Genomic DNA, 16,576 nt, shown 5'->3' on the forward strand with positions numbered 1-16,576 from the left:
CGAAATTTTATTATATATTTGATAACTCTATTTACTATGGCAAAACTAAAAACCATCGCTCTGACCGTTTCAAGCCTGTCGGCAGTTTCCGCCACAGCCTACGCGCAAAACGCCACGCCCAACCAAGTCGGCATGGCCATGATGCGCCTCAACTCCGCCCTGCTCGACCAAGCCAAAGCACAAACCTTCGGCTCTGGCAGCTTGTGGGCATCATTGCGTAAAGACTTCCGCATCAACGAAGTCAACACAGAACTGGTTCGCCGCCATGAAAACAAATTTGCTGCAAACAGTGCATATTTCGACCGCACCATCTCCCGCAGCAAACCTTATATGTACCATATTGCCAATGAAGTTAAAAAACGCAATATGCCTGCTGAAATCGCTTTGCTGCCTTTCATTGAAAGCGCATTCGTGACCAAAGCCAAATCACACGTCGGCGCATCCGGCCTGTGGCAATTTATGCCGGCTACCGGCCGCCACTTCGGCTTGGAAAAAACGCCTTTGTATGACGGCCGCCACGACGTTTACGCCGCTACCGATGCCGCATTGAACTACCTACAATACTTGCACGGTATGTTCGGCGACTGGTCTTTGGCCCTTGCCGCTTACAACTGGGGCGAAGGTAACGTCGGCCGCGCCGTAAACCGTGCCCGTGCGCAAGGTTTGGAGCCGACATACGAAAACCTACGTATGCCGAATGAAACACGCAACTACGTTCCAAAACTTTTGGCCGTCCGCAACATCGTTGCCAACCCGCAAACTTTCGGCATGAATATCAGCGAAATCAGCAATCAACCGTATTTCAAATCTGTCAGCATCGACAAACCTATTGATAACAGCACAATCGCTCGCTTTGCAAACATCAGCGAAAGCGAACTGTTGGCACTCAACCCAGGTTTCAATGCCCCAGTATTTATCCCTAAAAACAACCGTCGTCTGTTGTTGCCAGTTTCTGCGGTTTCTGCATTTGAGAAAAACTACCGCAATGCCAATCCAGATACCCTGATGTCTTGGGATATTTATACCTCTTTGGGCAACAAAAAACTTAATGCCATTGCTAACGATACCGGCATGAGCGTAGCCGAACTTAAACGCCTCAATGGCCTGAGCGGCAGTGCCATTTCTGAAGGCCGCAGCATTTTGGTGGCTAAAAACTCAGCTACACAAAGTCAAGATATCATTAACTTTATCGACAAAGACAATACGCCGGATACTTACCAATCCAATATGCCGGCCATGTCTCCGATTATTGCTTCTAACGTAGCAGAACCAGTTAAAGTCGCTCAAAATACCGTGACCAATATTGTTTCTCCTGTTGTTCCACAGTCCAGCAAACCGGTTGACTTTATTGCACGCAGCAAAGCTGAAAACGTTACTTCCGTAGCGGTAACAGAAACCAAGGCGCAGCCTCAAGTTGCAAATGCGGATGTAGCCGCCCCTGTTGTAGCCATGCCCCATACTACTTCTGATCCTGCTGCTACAAATGTTGCAGAAGCACCCAAAGCAGCTATCCCTGCTGACTTGACTGCACCGACTGTTGCCGCAAACGATGTAGCCCCTGCTCTAGCAGTTGAATCTGTTGCTGCTGCGCCGGTTCAAGAAGAGCATGATGACCTGATGGCTTTGGTACAAAGCCGACCTGCGGAGGAACCTGCAGCGACTGTCGCTGAAGCAACTCCTGAAGCCAAACAAGTTCAAACTGTTGTCACTGCCGAAAGTGCTCGTGCCGCACGTATCGCAGCCAATACCGCTAAACAACAACGCCGTATCAATGCGCGTCTTGCCCGTGTAAACGGTCAACAAAACACACAAACTGCAGCACTTGAAGCAGGCACACACCGCGTGGCAGATGGCGATACGCTGTTTAATATCTCCAAACGTTACAACTTGAGCGTAGCTGATTTGATTATTGCCAACAACATCAAAGGCAACAATATCAAAAAAGGCCAAATCCTCCGTGTCACAGCTGCTCCGGCAAAAGTCCGCAGCAACCCGATTCAAAACGTTTCCTACACTGTACGCAAAGGCGATACTTTGAACACCATTGCCAGCCGTTTCAATGTTGATGTTAATGATATCCGCCGTTGGAACCGCAATACCCGTACTGTGACCCCTGGTCAACGTTTGAAACTGATCGGTAGCTAATACTTGCTTTAAAACAAAGGCCGTCTGAAACATTCAGACGGCTTTTTCTTTATGATAAATAATAAATTCAATTTTTAAAAACAAAATAGCTATCTCTTCAAGCCATAAACATCTATGCAATAACTACCACATAGAAAAAAGAGTGTGTAAAAACACACTCTTTCTCAAACAGATTGCCATCAAATTTTACTCTTAACACCTACATTCAAACATATAAGTTCTGTATAAACATGATTATGCCGGTGAAAAAGCATCACAGAAGAAGGCATCTTCCGGTACAGCACATTTTTGAGTCAGCAAACTTTGCGCACTCTCCGTCATGGCTGGTGACCCGCAAGCATAAACTTCATATTGGCTTAAATCAGGATAATTTTGTGCGGCAACGTTTTGCACGTACCCATTCTCCCCTTTCCAATTGGAATCAGGCTTAGAAAGGACAGGCGAGAATTTCGCATTTTTCAGACGGCCTATTAATGCTTCTGCTTCTTCCAATGCGTACAAATCCTCCTTCTGACGTGCCCCCCAGTAGAAATGAACCGGACGTTCGCTATTCTGATAAATCAAATCAAGCAAAATGCTGCGGATAGGGGCATAACCTGTACCCGTTGCCAACAAAACAATCGGTTTATTGCTGTCCTGTTGCAAAGTAAACGTACCCAATGGGCCTTTAACGCGGACAATGCCTTTTTCTTTGATTTTAGGCTCGGCACCAAAAATCATTTCCGAACATACGCCATTTTCACGTTTACGGATATGCAGCTCCAAAACACCTTCTTGGTCAGGCGAATTGGCGATTGAATAGCTGCGGCTGATATTGCCGGGAAGCAGCAAATCAATATATTGTCCGGCATAAAATGCAAATGACGGCACTTTAGGTAAAGCCAACCTTAACAAAGCAACATCATGTTTGATTTCAATCGTTTCAATACGTACAGGTAAAGTGCGCACCGGCAAAGCATTCGGATTAAACCCCGGCACATTGATTTTCAGATCGCTCTTCGCAGTAGTGCAACACAATAACACTTTGCCCTGCGCTTTTTCTTCTGCGCTAATGGCTTTATCAATATGATCGCCCATTTCAAATTCGCCACTCATCAACTCGGCCTTACATTGTCCGCAAGCGCCATTTTTACAAGAATGGGGAAAATTTAAATTCTGACGGGTCGCGGCAGCAAGAACGGTTTCATCCTCGTTTGCCGTAAATGTGATTTGATCTGATAAGGTAATAGTATGTGTCATGGTATTTTAGAATAGTTTTAAAATCAAAAATAAAGGCCATCTGAAAATAAACCTGTTTTCAGACGGCCTGTCCTATCTATCAAGCTAATTTGGCTTTAATCAGCTCTTGAACTTGAGCCGGATTAGCCTTGCCTTTACTTGCTTTCATCACTTGGCCGACAATCGCATTCAAGGCTTTTTCATTGCCGGAACGGAATTGTTCAATGGCTTTCGCATTGTTTGCCAACACTTCGTCCACCATCGCTTCAATTGCACCAGTGTCAGTAATTTGTTGCAAACCATGTTTCTCGATGATTTCGGCAATACCTGCTTCAGGCTCGGCCCACATTGCTTCAAAAGCTTTTTTCGCCAATTTGCTGCTTAATGTTCCATCCGCAACTTTAGCAACCAACTCGGCAAGACGTGAAGCTGTAATCGGGCTTTCAGCCAGTTCCAAACCTTCTTTATTCAAGGTAGCGGCAAGCTCGCCGTTCATCCAGTTTGCAGTCAATTTACCTTGGCCACAGGCTTTGGCTGCTTCTTCAAAGTAGGCAGCTTGAGCGCGACTGGCAGTCAACAGACGTGCATCATAGTCAGATACGCCGTAATCGGCGACAAAACGCGCCGCCATTTCATGCGGCAACTCAGGCATTTGCTCTTTGGCTTTTTGCAATTGGCCGTCTGAAATAATAACCGGCAGCAAATCCGGATCCGGGAAATAGCGGTAATCGTGCGCATCTTCTTTCAAACGCATCACACGGGTTTCGCCTTTTTCAGGGTCAAACAGCATGGTTGCCTGCTGTACTTTACCGCCGTCTTCCAAGATTTCGATTTGCGCTTCCACTTCATAATTGATGGCTTGTTCCAAGAAGCGGAAAGAGTTGAGGTTTTTGATTTCACGGCGTGTACCGAACTCAGCCTGACCTTTTGGACGTACAGAAACGTTGGCATCGACGCGGAACGAGCCTTCCGCCATATTGCCGTCGCAAATATCCAACCAAGTTACCAAACCATGCAATGCTTTAGCGTATGCTACGGCTTCGGCTGCGGAACGCATTTCCGGCTCGGAGACAACTTCCAACAAAGGCGTACCGGCACGGTTCAAGTCAATACCAGTAGCACCGTTCAAACCTTCATGTACGGATTTACCCGCATCTTCTTCCATGTGCGCACGGGTAACATTGATGGTTTTAACTTCATCGCCTACTACGATTTCCAGTTTGCCGTGTTCAACAATCGGCAAATCCAACTGGCTGATTTGATAGCCTTTTGGCAAATCAGGATAAAAATAGTTTTTACGGTCGAACACGTTTTTCTGATTGATTTTCGCATCCAAAGCCAAACCGAGTTTGATGGCTTTTTCGACGACTTCGCGGTTCATTACCGGCAATATGCCCGGCAACGCACACTCAACCACGCTGGCGTGGGCATTAGGCTCGGCACCGAATGCAGTGGATGCGCCGCTGAAGATTTTGGATTGGGTGTTGAGTTGGACGTGGATTTCCAGTCCGATTACGGTTTCCCAAGTCATAAGGGTCTTTCTGTCGAAAAAAAGTTAATCGGTTAAATGAGTGATTCGTTTTTCAGACGGCCTGAATAAGAAATCCATAAGAGGCCGTCTGTAAGATAAGTTTATTTCCTGCGGCGTTGAAACCCGGGAAGTTGCCAATGGAAACGGTATGCAGTCAGGCGAAACAACAATCCGTCGGCAAAGAGCAGGTTTAACGTAAAAATATTAATCCAGCCCAAATGCCCGAACAGATAAATCAGCCCGCCAATCAAAATGGCTACGCTGCCGTAAAGGTCGGTGCGCAAAATCATCGGCACATCATTGACCAAAATATCGCGCGCAATACCGCCGCCAACGGCAGTCACAAAAGCCAAAGAAATAACGCCAAACAAATTGAGCTGCAAGGCCATACCGATTTGTGCGCCGGTAATGCTGAAAGCTGCCAAACCGATGGCATCGGCAATAATAAAAGCAGCGGCCAAATAGGTGCTGCGATAGCGTTGCACCCTTATCAACCATGCAATGGCAAGCGTGGCAAACACAACAATCAACGCATCGGTTTTCAAAAACACTTGCGGAATCCGGCCGACCAAACCATCGCGTATCATGCCGCCACCAACAGCCGTCAGTAACGCAGTAATGACGACACCGAGTACATCCAACCGCTTGTTGTAGCCGACCAAATAGCCGGAAATGGCAAACGCGGCTGTCCCAATGATTTGAATGAAGTCGGTTGTATTCATATATATGTTTAATTCATCAGATGATAGTTTATTTTATAGGCGCTAAACCATTTCTTATCTGCTCTTCTATTTCATCTAGCATCTGATAACGCTTACGATACATAGACCGTTTTTTGCTTTCAATTTCCTCAAAATTTTTACGTACCGGCTCTTTTGGAAGATGCCATAATCCATCAACACCCTTTTGAGCACCATGCTCCTGCCAAAATTGGTCATAGTTCATTTTGACACGTTTCTTCAAGCGCCAACGTAGCTTAACTTGCCTATCTTGTGTGATACCAATCACACCATCCAGCTTTAATGCAATAGCAAAATATTGCAATGCATGCACCATCAATTGCTGAGGACGCAATCCATGTAGCTTCTTAGTTAAATCCCGTACGGTATCTTTCGCCTCTTCTCCTGCTGGTCCCTGAAGGGAGGCTGCAAGCAGCATATTATTTACAAAGGCGAATGTTGTCATATACAGACGTCTTCCATTGCTTTCTCGTAAAGAAAGAGACCACATTCCCTCATCGACACAATTGTCATTTCGGTTAAGCCAAATCTCAAGGCCGTCTGAAGGTTTTGCCAAAACAATATGAAAGGAACGGGTTTTCATACCCATTACTCTTTCTTTTCCAAACAGCTTTTCTGCAGCCTCAAAATCTGACTGCATAATTTTTAACCTATCTTGACCACTAAGTTTCTTATCAACAAACTCATGTATCAAAGGATAGGCATCTTGGGGCATTTGACTAAAAAAACTTTGGCATATTTCCGAAGCATTTACAAACTGCTCAAATGCCTTAATTTCTTTACGATACCACAATGTTCGCAATGTAAATTTTAAATGTTGCGTTTTAAACTTTGGCGCATTCTGATAAACAGTTTTAAATCCCGGAAAAGAAAACTTTTCAGGCATATAGGCTCCCTACCCTTATTCCGGCGCTTTAGTGTGCCAATCGCTATTCAGTTGAACTTGATGTGCGGCACCCAAAATTTTGGCTTCGGAGAAATAGTTGCCGATAAATTGCACACCAATCGGCAGGCCGTTTGCGCTGAAACCGGCAGGCAGAGTCAGTGCAGGCAAACCGGCAAGGTTCACGGCGATGGTGTAAATATCGGACAAGTACATTTGCACAGGGTCGTGGATGTCGCTGCCGAGTTTCGGCGCGGCAGTCGGCGCAGTCGGCGCCAAAATGAAATCACATTGACCAAAGGCCGTCTGAAAATCATTGGCAACCAGACGGCGCAGTTTTTGCGCTTTCAGGTAATACGCATCGTAGTAACCATGGCTCAATACATAAGTACCGATCATGATACGGCGTTTGACCTCGCTGCCGAAACCTTCGGCACGGGTGTTGCTGTACATTTCTTCCAAATCACCGAATTGCGCTGCACGATGGCCATAACGTACGCCGTCAAAACGGGACAAGTTAGTACTTGCTTCCGCAGAGGCGAGAACGTAATAAGCGGGAATCGACAATGATGTTTGCGGCAGAGAAACTTCAACAGTCTCTGCGCCTTGAGCTTTAAGCAAATCGATAACGCTTTGCAAGGCCGTCTGAACATCGGTATCCGCGCCTTCGCCGAAATATTCTTTAGGCAAACCGATTTTCAAACCTTTAAGCGGCTTGTCCAAATCACGGGTGTAGTCTTCTTTGTCGCGCTCCAAACTGGTGGAATCGCGCTCGTCAAAGCTGGCCATGGCGTTCAACAAAATCGCACAGTCTTCGGCCGTTTGCGCCATAGGGCCGGCTTGGTCAAAGCTGGAAGCATAGGCAACCATACCGAAGCGTGAAACCGTACCGTAAGTCGGCTTGATGCCGGTAATACCGCAATGTGACGCAGGCTGACGGATAGAACCGCCGGTATCCGAACCCAACGCAGCCGGTGCCAAACGCGCTGCAATCACGGCAGCTGAACCACCTGAGGAACCGCCGGGAACATGTTCAAGGTTCCATGGGTTTTTGGTTGCGCCGTAGAACGAAGTCTCATTGGTCGAACCCATGGCAAATTCGTCCATATTGGTACGGCCAAGAGTGACCATGCCGGCATCCAACAGGTTTTGCACCACAGTGGCAGTATAAGGAGAGACAAAGTTATCCAACATTTTGGAACTGCATGCACTGCGCCAACCTGTTTGGCAGAAAATATCTTTGTAAGCAACCGGCACACCGGTCAAAGCCGTTGCATTACCGGCCGCGATACGCGCATCGGCTGCTTTGGCTTCAGCAAGGGTCTTATCTTGATCGATGGTTACATAGCCATTGATGGCAGGATTTTTCGCTGTAATAGCGGCCAAATATTCGGTCGCTAATTCGACTGCGGAAATTTGTTTGGATTGCAGCAGGCTGCTGGCTTGTTTGAGCGTGTAAGCGGTCATTGTGCCGTACTTTCTATAAAACAGTTTTTGCTTTCAAAACAGATATTGAAAACATCCGTTTAAATCAATAAATCGGGCCGTCTGAACAGAATATCCTTTCAGACGGCCTTGCAATGGGGCTTGCCGATAAGCAAAGGCCGCCTGAAACCTTATTCATCAATCACTTGAGGAACGATATACAGGCGGTTGCGCACTTCAGGAGCAACAGCCTGATATTCTGCGGCGTGATCGGTTTCAGTCACTTTATCTTCGCGCAGGCGCAAAGCGGCTTCGTGCGGATGCGCCATGGGTTCGATGCCGTCAGTATTGACGCTTTGCATGTTTTCAACCATGGCGAAAATGTCGTTCAACTCGGCAAGCGTTTTGTTTTTTTCTTCATCCGTTAAAGTGAGGCGCGAGAGTTTTGCGATTTTTTCCACATCATTTAAGCTTAAAGCCATAAAAAATCCTTGTCTGATAGCAATGCACCTTGGGTTTGGGGTATCATTGCATTTCGTCTTCTATGAAGCGAAGAATTATAACCGAAAACCAAACAGGTTGGCATGGTGTTTTAATTCAGACGGCCTTTTAAGGGCGCATTTATCCGTCTAAAACCGTGTACCTGTTTTTCTTATTTTAAATACTGCTTAACACATCCGGGCTGGGCCGGAATTTCAGGTATCCTATGTTTCGTCTTTTATCTCGTTTCCTCTCCAATGATATTGCCATCGACTTGGGCACGGCCAACACGCTGATTTTTGTACGCGGCAAAGGGATTGTTTTGGATGAGCCGTCCATGGTTGCGATTCAATCCGGCGCAGGCAATAAAAGTAAAATTATGGCAGTGGGCACGGAAGCTAAAAAAATGCAGGGCCGCGCGCCGCGCAATATCGAAATTGTCCGCCCGATGAGGGACGGTGTGATTGCCGATTTTGTGATTACCGAGCGTATGCTGGGTATGTTGATTAAAAAAGCCACCGAAGGACGGTCTTTGGTTCCGCCTCGTGTGGTTATCTGTGTTCCGGGCGGCTCTACCCAAGTGGAACGTAAAGCAATTTTGGATTCTGCGTTTGCTGCCGGCGCGGCAAGTGTGCATTTGATTGAAGAACCGATGGCCGCCGCTTTGGGCGCAGGCTTGCCAATTGAAGATGCGGCAGGCTCGATGATTGTCGATATTGGCGGCGGTACGACTGAAATCGGTATTCTTTCGCTGGGTGGCATGTCCTATTCTGCTTCTGTCCGCGCAGCCGGCGATGAATTCGATAAAAGCATCATCCATTACCTTCGCCGCCATCGCGGTGTCTTGATTGGCGAAGCTACGGCCGAAGAATTGAAGAAACAAATCGGCTCGGCCTCGGGCTTTGAAACCGAAACAGCCATGCGCATTAAAGGCCGCAATCTGGCCGAAGGTACGCCTAAATCCTTGGCTGTTACTTCAACTGAAATCCGTGAAGCATTGAGTGAAACGGTAAATCAAATCATCCGTGCCGTCCGTCTGGCTTTAGAACAGGCTCCGCCCGAATTGGCCGGAGACATCGCCGACCGCGGTATTATGTTGACCGGCGGCGGTGCGCTTCTGCACGGTATCGATACCGTCTTGGCCGACGCAACCGGCCTGCCCGTCGGTATTGCCGACCAACCTCTGAACTGCGTTGCCTATGGTGCCGGTAAGGCTTTGGACTATATCGGCAAATGGGATGATACCGTATTCACGGAAAACCCATAAGGTAGATGGTTATGGAACGCTCTTCTTTGCGCTTTGACGAGGCAAAAGGCCCTAAGCTGTTGCCTCGTTTTGTCGTTTATATTGCTCTGGCTGCCGGTCTGATGGTAGCTGATTACCGCTTTTCATTAATGCAGCCTGTACGCGCGGCAGTCATGCCTATGCTCTACCCTGTTCAATGGCTGGCCAATCAACCTGTTCAACTTTATCAATATTTTGCCGACCTCTCCCAGTCTAAATCCGAGCTCTTGGAACAAAACCGCCAGCTTCTGGAAGAAAATGGCCGTCTGAAAATCGATTTGCAGCGGGATAAAGTCAATACCGATGAATTGCACGAATTGAAAAAACTGTACGGTTTGCAACAAAAAGGCATTCACAACGTTATCGGTGCGGAAGTCATTTCCAATGGCAAAGATCCGCTTTCCGAAAGACTGATTATCGGCAAGGGCAGTCAAGACGGCTTGAAAGTTGGTGACGCGGTCATCGATCAAAGCGGTTTGATCGGCCTGTTGACACAAGTTCACACACAAAGTGCAGAAATTGGGCTAATTTCAGGCGGACAAAGCATTGTCCCCATAGCCGTCAGCCGCACCGGTGAACGCAACTTGGCATACGGCAATGGCAACGGTTTGGATTTGCGCTATTTTCCAACCGGCTCCGACTTGAAACCCGGCGATGTTCTGCTGACTTCCGGTTTGGACGGTACTTATCCGGCAGGTATTCCCGTTGCAACCGTCAGCAAGGTTGTCCGTGCATCGGGAACGCCTTATTACGATACACAACTGACGCCTTTGGCCGCTTTACGCAGCAACCGTTTTGTCTTGGTACTTTCTTCCGCCCCTTCTTCCCCACGCTGATTTCATGAACGATTTTGACGATTCTTACCGTGCAGTACCGCTGCACATCATGGCGGCCAGTCTCATTGTGATGATGATACTGGACTTTATGCCGTTTTCCTTTGACGGATTCTTTTGGCTGCCTGAAATGACGGCACTGATGTTGCTATATTGGACATTACACCAACCGCAAAGCGCAGGCATGGGACTGGCTTTTGCCATCGGTCTAATTGTCGATGCAGCAACCGCCGCGACTTTGGGCTTGCACGCCCTGTCTTACGTCGTGATGACTTATTTCATCTTAAACCGCCGCCGCCAAATCATGCTTTACGGCCACATTATGCAATTAGCCGCTGTATTGGCTGCGCTGCTTCTCAATCAAGCCGTCTTAACTGTTGCCCGTTTGTTCCTCAATCATCAGGTCATCACTTTGCAAGGCTTTGTTGCACCATTTGTTGGCGCATTGCTTTGGCCGATACTCAGCCAGCTGATGCTGATCGTGACCCGTATTTACCGCTCCCACTGAAAAGATGAAACCGATTCTTCCACGCCGTCTTTCCGGTGGTCAACATACCAAAAAACCTTCCGCTCAGGCAGCACAAGCCGACGCTTTGTTGCGCCTGCTCGTTGCTTTTATCCTGATCGTCATCTTCTTTTCCATCTTGCTGGCGCGGTTCTTTTACCTGCAAGTGACTCAACACAACGAGTTTTCCGGTCAGGCATCGAGCAACCGCATCACCTTGATTCCAACGCCGCCTGTACGCGGCGAAATCGTCGATATCAACGGCGTTCCTTTGGCCAAAAACTATCCAGTCTTTTCGCTAGAAGTTATTCCCAGCCGCATTGAAGGCAAGATGGAAGATGTTATCGAAGCATTAAAAAAATACGTCGATATCACACCGACAGATTTAAAACGCTTCAAAAAATACCGCGAAAGCTATCGAAAATTTGAAAATATCCCGCTCAAACTCAGGCTGACCGATGAAGAGGCAGCCCGTTTGTCCGTACATCTGCGCGAATTCAAAGGCATAGAGGTCAATTCACGTACATTCCGCGAATATCCTTACGGCAAACTGACTTCCCATTTCTTAGGCTATATCGGCCGTATTAGCGACAAAGACAAAGAAATGCTGGAAGAAGAAGGCCTGACCGCCCTCTACCGCGGCAGTACGCATATCGGCAAATCCGGCTTGGAGAAATATTACGAACACCAGCTTCATGGTGTTCCAGGCTATCAGGAAGTCGAAAAAGACGCTTACGGCAACATTGTCCGCGTATTGAAAAATGTCCCGTCAAAAATGGGGCAAACCTTGCGCCTGGGCATGGATATCCGTATGCAACAGGAAGCCGACCGCATTTTAGGCGACCGCCGTGGCGCATTGGTGGCCATTAATCCGCAAGACGGTACTGTTTTGGCTTTTGTTTCCAAGCCTTCCTTCGATCCCAACCTCTTTATTGACGGCATCGACAGCGACACTTGGAAAATGCTGAATGACGATTGGAAAAAGCCTTTGATCAACCGCGTTACCCAAGGCCTTTATCCGCCGGGTTCTACATTCAAACCCTTTATGGGCATGGCCTTATTGGAAAGCGGCAAAATTACTCAAAACACCATCGTCCCCGCTCCCGGCGCATGGAGCATACCCGGCAGCCGCCATATTTTCCGCGACTCTGTCCGCAGCGGTCACGGCTCGGCCAACTTAAGCAAAGCCATTCAAGTATCTTCAGATACCTTCTTCTACCGCTTGGGTTACGAGATGGGTATCGATAAAGCCTCTCCGTATCTGGCGCAATTCGGTTTCGGCCAAAAAACCGGCATTGACCTGCCCAGCGAATACACAGGCGTTTTGCCTAGCCGCGAATGGAAAGCCAAACGCTTTGCTAAATCTTCCGACCCGACCGCCAAAGAATGGCGCGCCGGCGAAATGGTTTCCGTTAGTATAGGTCAAGGCTACAACTCCTACACGCCTTTGCAAATGGCACATGCGACAGCATCTCTGGCCAATAACGGTGTCGTTCATCAGCCGCATTTGGTCAAAGAAGTATTGGATTTCGGCGCACGCAAAATTACCCGCATCAACCCCAATCCCGAGCGTCAAATTCCGTTCAAAGCCGACAACTTCGAATACGTCAAACGCGCAATGGAAAAGGTATTAAAACCGGGCGGTACGGCGCACCGTATCGGTGGCGGACTTGCTTATACGATGGGCGGTAAAACCGGTACGGCCCAGGTCGTACAAATCAAACAGGGCGGCCGCTACAACGCCGCAGCCCTGCGCGAACAACACCGCGACCACGCATGGTTTATCTCGTTTGCGCCATTGGAAAAACCTGAAATCGCCATTGCCGTTATTTTGGAAAACGGCGGTTGGGGTGCGTATGCTGCACCATTGGCCCGTGAAATGACTGATTTTTATATGCTTCACGTCAAGCCGCAACAGTTTTCAGACAGCCTTGAGTCAGGCTCTGCCAAAACTGAAACAACGGACAAGCATCAGCCTATTACCAGCATTTTCCAATCTGCCTACGGACTGACTCCGACAAGCCCTGCCCCACAGCCGGAGGTTCATCATGAATAACACATCAGCGTGGAAAAATTTCAAATCCACCATTACAGCCCCGATTGACCCTTGGCTGTTTTTTGCCATGCTCGCCATCTACATCATGAGCCTGTTCCTGCTCTATTCTGCAGACGGGCAAGAGTTCGGCCAATTGGAAAACAAAACCATCCATACCGTTTTGGGCTTTGCCCTGTTATGGATTATCGCCGTATTCAAGCCGCAAACGGCTGCCAAAGTCGCCCTTCCGGTTTACATTGTCGGCGTATTACTGTTGATTGGCGTCGAAGTTGCTGGCGTTACCGTCAACGGCTCGACCCGTTGGCTGAGCCTCGGCTTTACCCGTATCCAACCCTCCGAAATCATGAAAATCGGTATTCCCATGACTGTCGCGTGGTATTTCCAACGCTATGAAGGCCGTCTGAAATGGATACATTATATTGTCGCCCTCGTGCTGATTCTTGTTCCTGTCGCCCTGATTTTGAAGCAGCCCGACCTCGGTACGGCCGCGCTGATTATGGCTTCGGGTATTTTTGTCATCTTCTTTGCCGGATTGCCTTGGAAGGCTATTTTTTCCGCTATTATTGCCTTTGTGGCCGCACTGCCACTTTTGTGGAATTACGGCATGCACGACTATCAAAAAACCCGCGTCCTCACCCTGCTTGACCCAACCAAAGATCCGTTAGGCGCAGGCTACCATATCATCCAATCCATGATTGCCATCGGCTCGGGCGGCGTATGGGGTAAAGGCTGGCTAAACGGTACGCAAACCCATTTGGACTATATTCCCGAATCAACGACTGACTTTATTTTCGCGGTATTCGGCGAAGAGTTCGGTCTGATTGGCAATATCCTTTTACTGCTGGTTTACCTTATCATTTTGGCACGCGGATTGTGGATTGCCGCGCAAGCGCAATCCCTTTACAGTCGTACTTTGGCAGGCGCATTGACCATGACCTTTTTCTGCTACGCCTTTGTAAACATGGGCATGGTCAGCGGCATTTTGCCCGTCGTCGGCGTCCCCCTCCCCTTGGTCAGCTACGGCGGTACGGCTACACTTTCCATCATGGTGGTGCTCGCCCTGTTGATGGGTATTGCTAATGAACACAAAAACCTCCGCCGCCGTAATGCGGATAACGATGACCTAACTGAAAGCAAGGAATAATATGGAACTGGGTGTAGAAATCGGCAAGCTGCTTGTAGCATTTCTCGTGCTGATTAATCCTTTCAGCGCGCTCTCAATTTATCTTGATCTGACACAAAACCACAGCACCAAAGAAAAGCGCAGAATCGCGCGTACTGCCGCATTGGCTGTTTTCATCGTGATTGTCGTCTTTGCACTGAGCGGCGGTATCTTATTGAAAGTACTCGGTATCAGCGTCGGCTCCTTCCAAGTCGGCGGCGGTATTTTGGTTTTGCTGATTGCCATTTCCTTAATGAACGGCAACGACAATCCTGCCAAACCCAAAATTGATCCCCATTCAGAAGAGCATCAAAGTGCGCAACAAGTCCACCGCAATGAAAAAGCGATTGCCGTCGTTCCTATTGCCATTCCGATTACCATCGGCCCCGGCGGTATCTCCACTGTCATCATTTATTCCTCTGCCGCCAAGAATTACAGCGATATTGCCCTGATTATCATCTCCGGCTTCTTGGTCAGCCTGATTTGCTATTTCATTCTGGTCGTGGCCGGACGCATCAGCAAACGCTTGGGCACTACCGGCCTGACCATCCTCAACCGCATCATGGGCATGATGCTGGCCGCCATTTCCGTAGAGATTATTGTTGCCGGCTTAAAATCCATTTTCCCCCAACTGGTCGCTTGAAGTACAATCATCACAATAAAAGGGCCGTCTGAAACATTTTCAGACGGCCTCATAAAAACATAAAAACAAAGGAGCCAACTATGTTTCACAGCACCCATGTCTTCACCGGAGAAACCATTTACCGCAGACCGGCGCAAAGCTATACCGAGTTCACCGACGAATTAAACTGCCTCCAAACCCTTCAGCAAACTTTCGCCCAATCAAGCATTACCGAGCGCACCGCCCTCTTACAGCAATTTGCCGACAGCCTCACCCAAAACCAAGAACGCCTTGCCGAAATGGTTTGCGAAGAAGTCGGACGCTGCCTGCACGAATGCCGTGCCGAAATCAGCAAATCCATCGAGCTTATCCGCTACTACGTCCGTCTTGCCCCCGAACTACTTGCCCATAAAACCATCGCCACCCAAGCCAGCCTCAGCCAGGTCCGCTTCGAGCCTTTGGGCGTTGTTTTGGCGGTCATGCCGTGGAACTATCCTGTTTGGCAGATTTTACGATTTGCTATCCCTGCCCTCTGTGCCGGCAATGCCTGCGCGGTCAAACCTGCGCCCAGTGTCGCCCGCATCAGCGAAACCCTCTTCGGCCTTGTCCCAAAAGGTTTACCGCTTATCGGCGCATGGTTGAGCCATGAAGACACGCTTAAAGCCATTGAAGATACCGATGCCATGGCATTTACCGGTTCGACCCATACCGGCCGCCTGCTGGCCGCCCATGCAGGCAAACATCTGAAAAAAACCGTCCTTGAACTGGGCGGCAGCAATCCGTTTATCATTCTGCCCGATGCCGACCTGCAACGCGCAGCCATCGATGCCTGCTATTCGCGCTTCCGCGATGCCGGACAATCCTGCAATGCCGCCAAACGCATCGTTGTTACCCAGAATATTGCCGAACAATTTATCCCGCTCTTCCTTGCCGAGTGCGCCAAACTGCAAACCGGCAATCCCAAAGACCCGAATACCACCCTTGCCCCGCTTCACCGCCAAGACTTGCGTCAAACTGTACACGAGCAGGTTCAAGATGCAATTGCACACGGTGCGCAATGCTTGAGCGGCGGCTATATCCCTGAGGGAGAAAGCTGGTTTTACCCTGCTACCGTCTTGGATCAGGTCAACCCCAACTGCCGCGTTTGGCACGAAGAAGTCTTCGGCCCGGTTGCCATGATCTTACGCGCCGACAATCCGGATCACGCCGTCGCACTTGCCAACGACACACCTTTCGGCCTTGGCGCCTGTATCTACACAGCCGACACGGCAAACGCATGGCAATACGCCGAAAAAATTCAAGCAGGCTCTGTCTTTATCAACCGCCACACCAGCAGCGACCTGCGCCTCCCCTTTGGCGGCGTCAAAGCTTCCGGCTATGGACGCGAGCTATCAGAATTCGGGCTGTACGAGTTCGTCAACGTCAAAACCTATTGGCAAAAATAAACCGTTTCATTAACTCAGGCCGTCTGAAACCCGTTTTCAGACGGCCGATGTTGTTTAAAAAAGCTGAAAAAACTATTGTATTCAATCCCGTACAAACCCTGAAAAGTCAAAGCCGCTCAAAAATAAGAAACCTATCTTAGAAAGCAATCCATATTCCCACGTCTCTGTTGAATCAGCAGATTATCGTATTCTTCATTCCGATTGCTGCATTAAGCCGTTTCTAAAATACCCAATAAACAAAAAGAC

Annotated in this window: 14 protein-coding genes; 8 read left to right on the forward strand and 6 right to left on the reverse strand. The window is 48.6% G+C overall.

Annotation, left to right across the window (positions count from 1 at the left end):
• Positions 1-36 precede the first annotated feature (36 nt).
• Entirely contained in the window at positions 37-2,145 is a 2,109-nt protein-coding gene (locus tag ACTHTA_RS09165) for a LysM peptidoglycan-binding domain-containing protein (RefSeq protein WP_308887940.1), read from the forward strand.
• Between the two features lie 234 nt (positions 2,146-2,379).
• On the opposite strand, the gene ACTHTA_RS09170 is transcribed toward ACTHTA_RS09165, so the two are convergent.
• From ACTHTA_RS09170 to gatC, 6 genes are all read right to left on the reverse strand, one after another.
• Positions 2,380-3,384, reverse strand: coding sequence for an FAD-binding oxidoreductase (locus ACTHTA_RS09170; protein ID WP_308887939.1), 1,005 nt, complete (start codon positions 3,382-3,384; stop codon positions 2,380-2,382).
• 79 nt (positions 3,385-3,463) lie between these two features.
• Positions 3,464-4,894, reverse strand: a complete 1,431-nt coding sequence (gatB, locus tag ACTHTA_RS09175; protein WP_308887938.1) for an Asp-tRNA(Asn)/Glu-tRNA(Gln) amidotransferase subunit GatB — start codon at positions 4,892-4,894, stop codon at positions 3,464-3,466.
• Between the two features lie 101 nt (positions 4,895-4,995).
• Positions 4,996-5,616: a trimeric intracellular cation channel family protein gene (locus ACTHTA_RS09180; protein WP_440364413.1), complete on the reverse strand. Its 621-nt coding sequence runs from the start codon at positions 5,614-5,616 to the stop codon at positions 4,996-4,998.
• Positions 5,617-5,644: 28 nt separating this feature from the next.
• Positions 5,645-6,520 (reverse strand): VirK/YbjX family protein, encoded by an 876-nt coding sequence (locus tag ACTHTA_RS09185; RefSeq protein ID WP_049328603.1) that lies wholly within the window; start codon positions 6,518-6,520, stop codon positions 5,645-5,647.
• A 15-nt stretch (positions 6,521-6,535) separates the two neighbouring features.
• A complete protein-coding gene (gene gatA, locus ACTHTA_RS09190; protein ID WP_440375761.1) occupies positions 6,536-7,984 on the reverse strand; it encodes an Asp-tRNA(Asn)/Glu-tRNA(Gln) amidotransferase subunit GatA in 1,449 nt (482 codons plus the stop codon).
• Positions 7,985-8,133: 149 nt separating this feature from the next.
• Positions 8,134-8,424: an Asp-tRNA(Asn)/Glu-tRNA(Gln) amidotransferase subunit GatC gene (gatC, locus tag ACTHTA_RS09195; protein WP_440364414.1), complete on the reverse strand. Its 291-nt coding sequence runs from the start codon at positions 8,422-8,424 to the stop codon at positions 8,134-8,136.
• 224 nt (positions 8,425-8,648) lie between these two features.
• Between gatC and ACTHTA_RS09200 the strand changes: the two genes are divergently transcribed.
• From ACTHTA_RS09200 to ACTHTA_RS09230, 7 genes are all read left to right on the forward strand, one after another.
• Positions 8,649-9,689 (forward strand): rod shape-determining protein, encoded by a 1,041-nt coding sequence (locus ACTHTA_RS09200; RefSeq protein ID WP_308887934.1) that lies wholly within the window; start codon positions 8,649-8,651, stop codon positions 9,687-9,689.
• Positions 9,690-9,700: 11 nt separating this feature from the next.
• Positions 9,701-10,543 carry a rod shape-determining protein MreC gene (mreC, locus tag ACTHTA_RS09205; protein WP_308887933.1) on the forward strand — a complete coding sequence of 281 codons (843 nt, stop codon included), beginning with the start codon at positions 9,701-9,703 and terminating at the stop codon, positions 10,541-10,543.
• A gap of 4 nt (positions 10,544-10,547) precedes the next feature.
• Positions 10,548-11,048, forward strand: a complete 501-nt coding sequence (gene mreD / locus ACTHTA_RS09210) for a rod shape-determining protein MreD (RefSeq protein WP_308887932.1) — start codon at positions 10,548-10,550, stop codon at positions 11,046-11,048.
• A gap of 4 nt (positions 11,049-11,052) precedes the next feature.
• The gene (gene mrdA / locus ACTHTA_RS09215) at positions 11,053-13,101 is read left to right on the forward strand and encodes a penicillin-binding protein 2 (protein WP_313971401.1); all 2,049 of its coding nucleotides are present in this window, start codon (positions 11,053-11,055) and stop codon (positions 13,099-13,101) included.
• Entirely contained in the window at positions 13,094-14,245 is a 1,152-nt protein-coding gene (gene rodA, locus ACTHTA_RS09220; RefSeq protein ID WP_308888278.1) for a rod shape-determining protein RodA, read from the forward strand. The genes mrdA and rodA overlap by 8 nt, the downstream gene beginning before the upstream one ends.
• A gap of 1 nt (position 14,246) precedes the next feature.
• Entirely contained in the window at positions 14,247-14,906 is a 660-nt protein-coding gene (locus ACTHTA_RS09225) for a MarC family protein (protein WP_070590804.1), read from the forward strand.
• Between the two features lie 80 nt (positions 14,907-14,986).
• A complete protein-coding gene (locus ACTHTA_RS09230) occupies positions 14,987-16,330 on the forward strand; it encodes an aldehyde dehydrogenase family protein (protein WP_308888277.1) in 1,344 nt (447 codons plus the stop codon).
• Positions 16,331-16,576: the final 246 nt, after the last annotated feature.

Source organism: Neisseria sp. P0013.S005 (assembly GCF_051958425.1).
GTDB lineage: Bacteria > Pseudomonadota > Gammaproteobacteria > Burkholderiales > Neisseriaceae > Neisseria > Neisseria subflava.

What these genes read in the sequence shown, in the direction of transcription:
- rodA (WP_308888278.1), top strand. Translation starts at nt 13,094, where the DNA reads ATGAATAACACATCAGCGTGGAAAAATTTCAAATCCACCATTACAGCC.
- gatC (WP_440364414.1), bottom strand. Translation starts at nt 8,424, where the DNA reads ATGGCTTTAAGCTTAAATGATGTGGAAAAAATCGCAAAACTCTCGCGC.
- mreC (WP_308887933.1), top strand. Translation starts at nt 9,701, where the DNA reads ATGGAACGCTCTTCTTTGCGCTTTGACGAGGCAAAAGGCCCTAAGCTG.
- ACTHTA_RS09170 (WP_308887939.1), bottom strand. Translation starts at nt 3,384, where the DNA reads ATGACACATACTATTACCTTATCAGATCAAATCACATTTACGGCAAAC.
- ACTHTA_RS09165 (WP_308887940.1), top strand. Translation starts at nt 37, where the DNA reads ATGGCAAAACTAAAAACCATCGCTCTGACCGTTTCAAGCCTGTCGGCA.
- ACTHTA_RS09225 (WP_070590804.1), top strand. Translation starts at nt 14,247, where the DNA reads ATGGAACTGGGTGTAGAAATCGGCAAGCTGCTTGTAGCATTTCTCGTG.
- mrdA (WP_313971401.1), top strand. Translation starts at nt 11,053, where the DNA reads ATGAAACCGATTCTTCCACGCCGTCTTTCCGGTGGTCAACATACCAAA.
- gatA (WP_440375761.1), bottom strand. Translation starts at nt 7,984, where the DNA reads ATGACCGCTTACACGCTCAAACAAGCCAGCAGCCTGCTGCAATCCAAA.
- mreD (WP_308887932.1), top strand. Translation starts at nt 10,548, where the DNA reads ATGAACGATTTTGACGATTCTTACCGTGCAGTACCGCTGCACATCATG.
- ACTHTA_RS09185 (WP_049328603.1), bottom strand. Translation starts at nt 6,520, where the DNA reads ATGCCTGAAAAGTTTTCTTTTCCGGGATTTAAAACTGTTTATCAGAAT.
- ACTHTA_RS09230 (WP_308888277.1), top strand. Translation starts at nt 14,987, where the DNA reads ATGTTTCACAGCACCCATGTCTTCACCGGAGAAACCATTTACCGCAGA.
- ACTHTA_RS09200 (WP_308887934.1), top strand. Translation starts at nt 8,649, where the DNA reads ATGTTTCGTCTTTTATCTCGTTTCCTCTCCAATGATATTGCCATCGAC.
- ACTHTA_RS09180 (WP_440364413.1), bottom strand. Translation starts at nt 5,616, where the DNA reads ATGAATACAACCGACTTCATTCAAATCATTGGGACAGCCGCGTTTGCC.
- gatB (WP_308887938.1), bottom strand. Translation starts at nt 4,894, where the DNA reads ATGACTTGGGAAACCGTAATCGGACTGGAAATCCACGTCCAACTCAAC.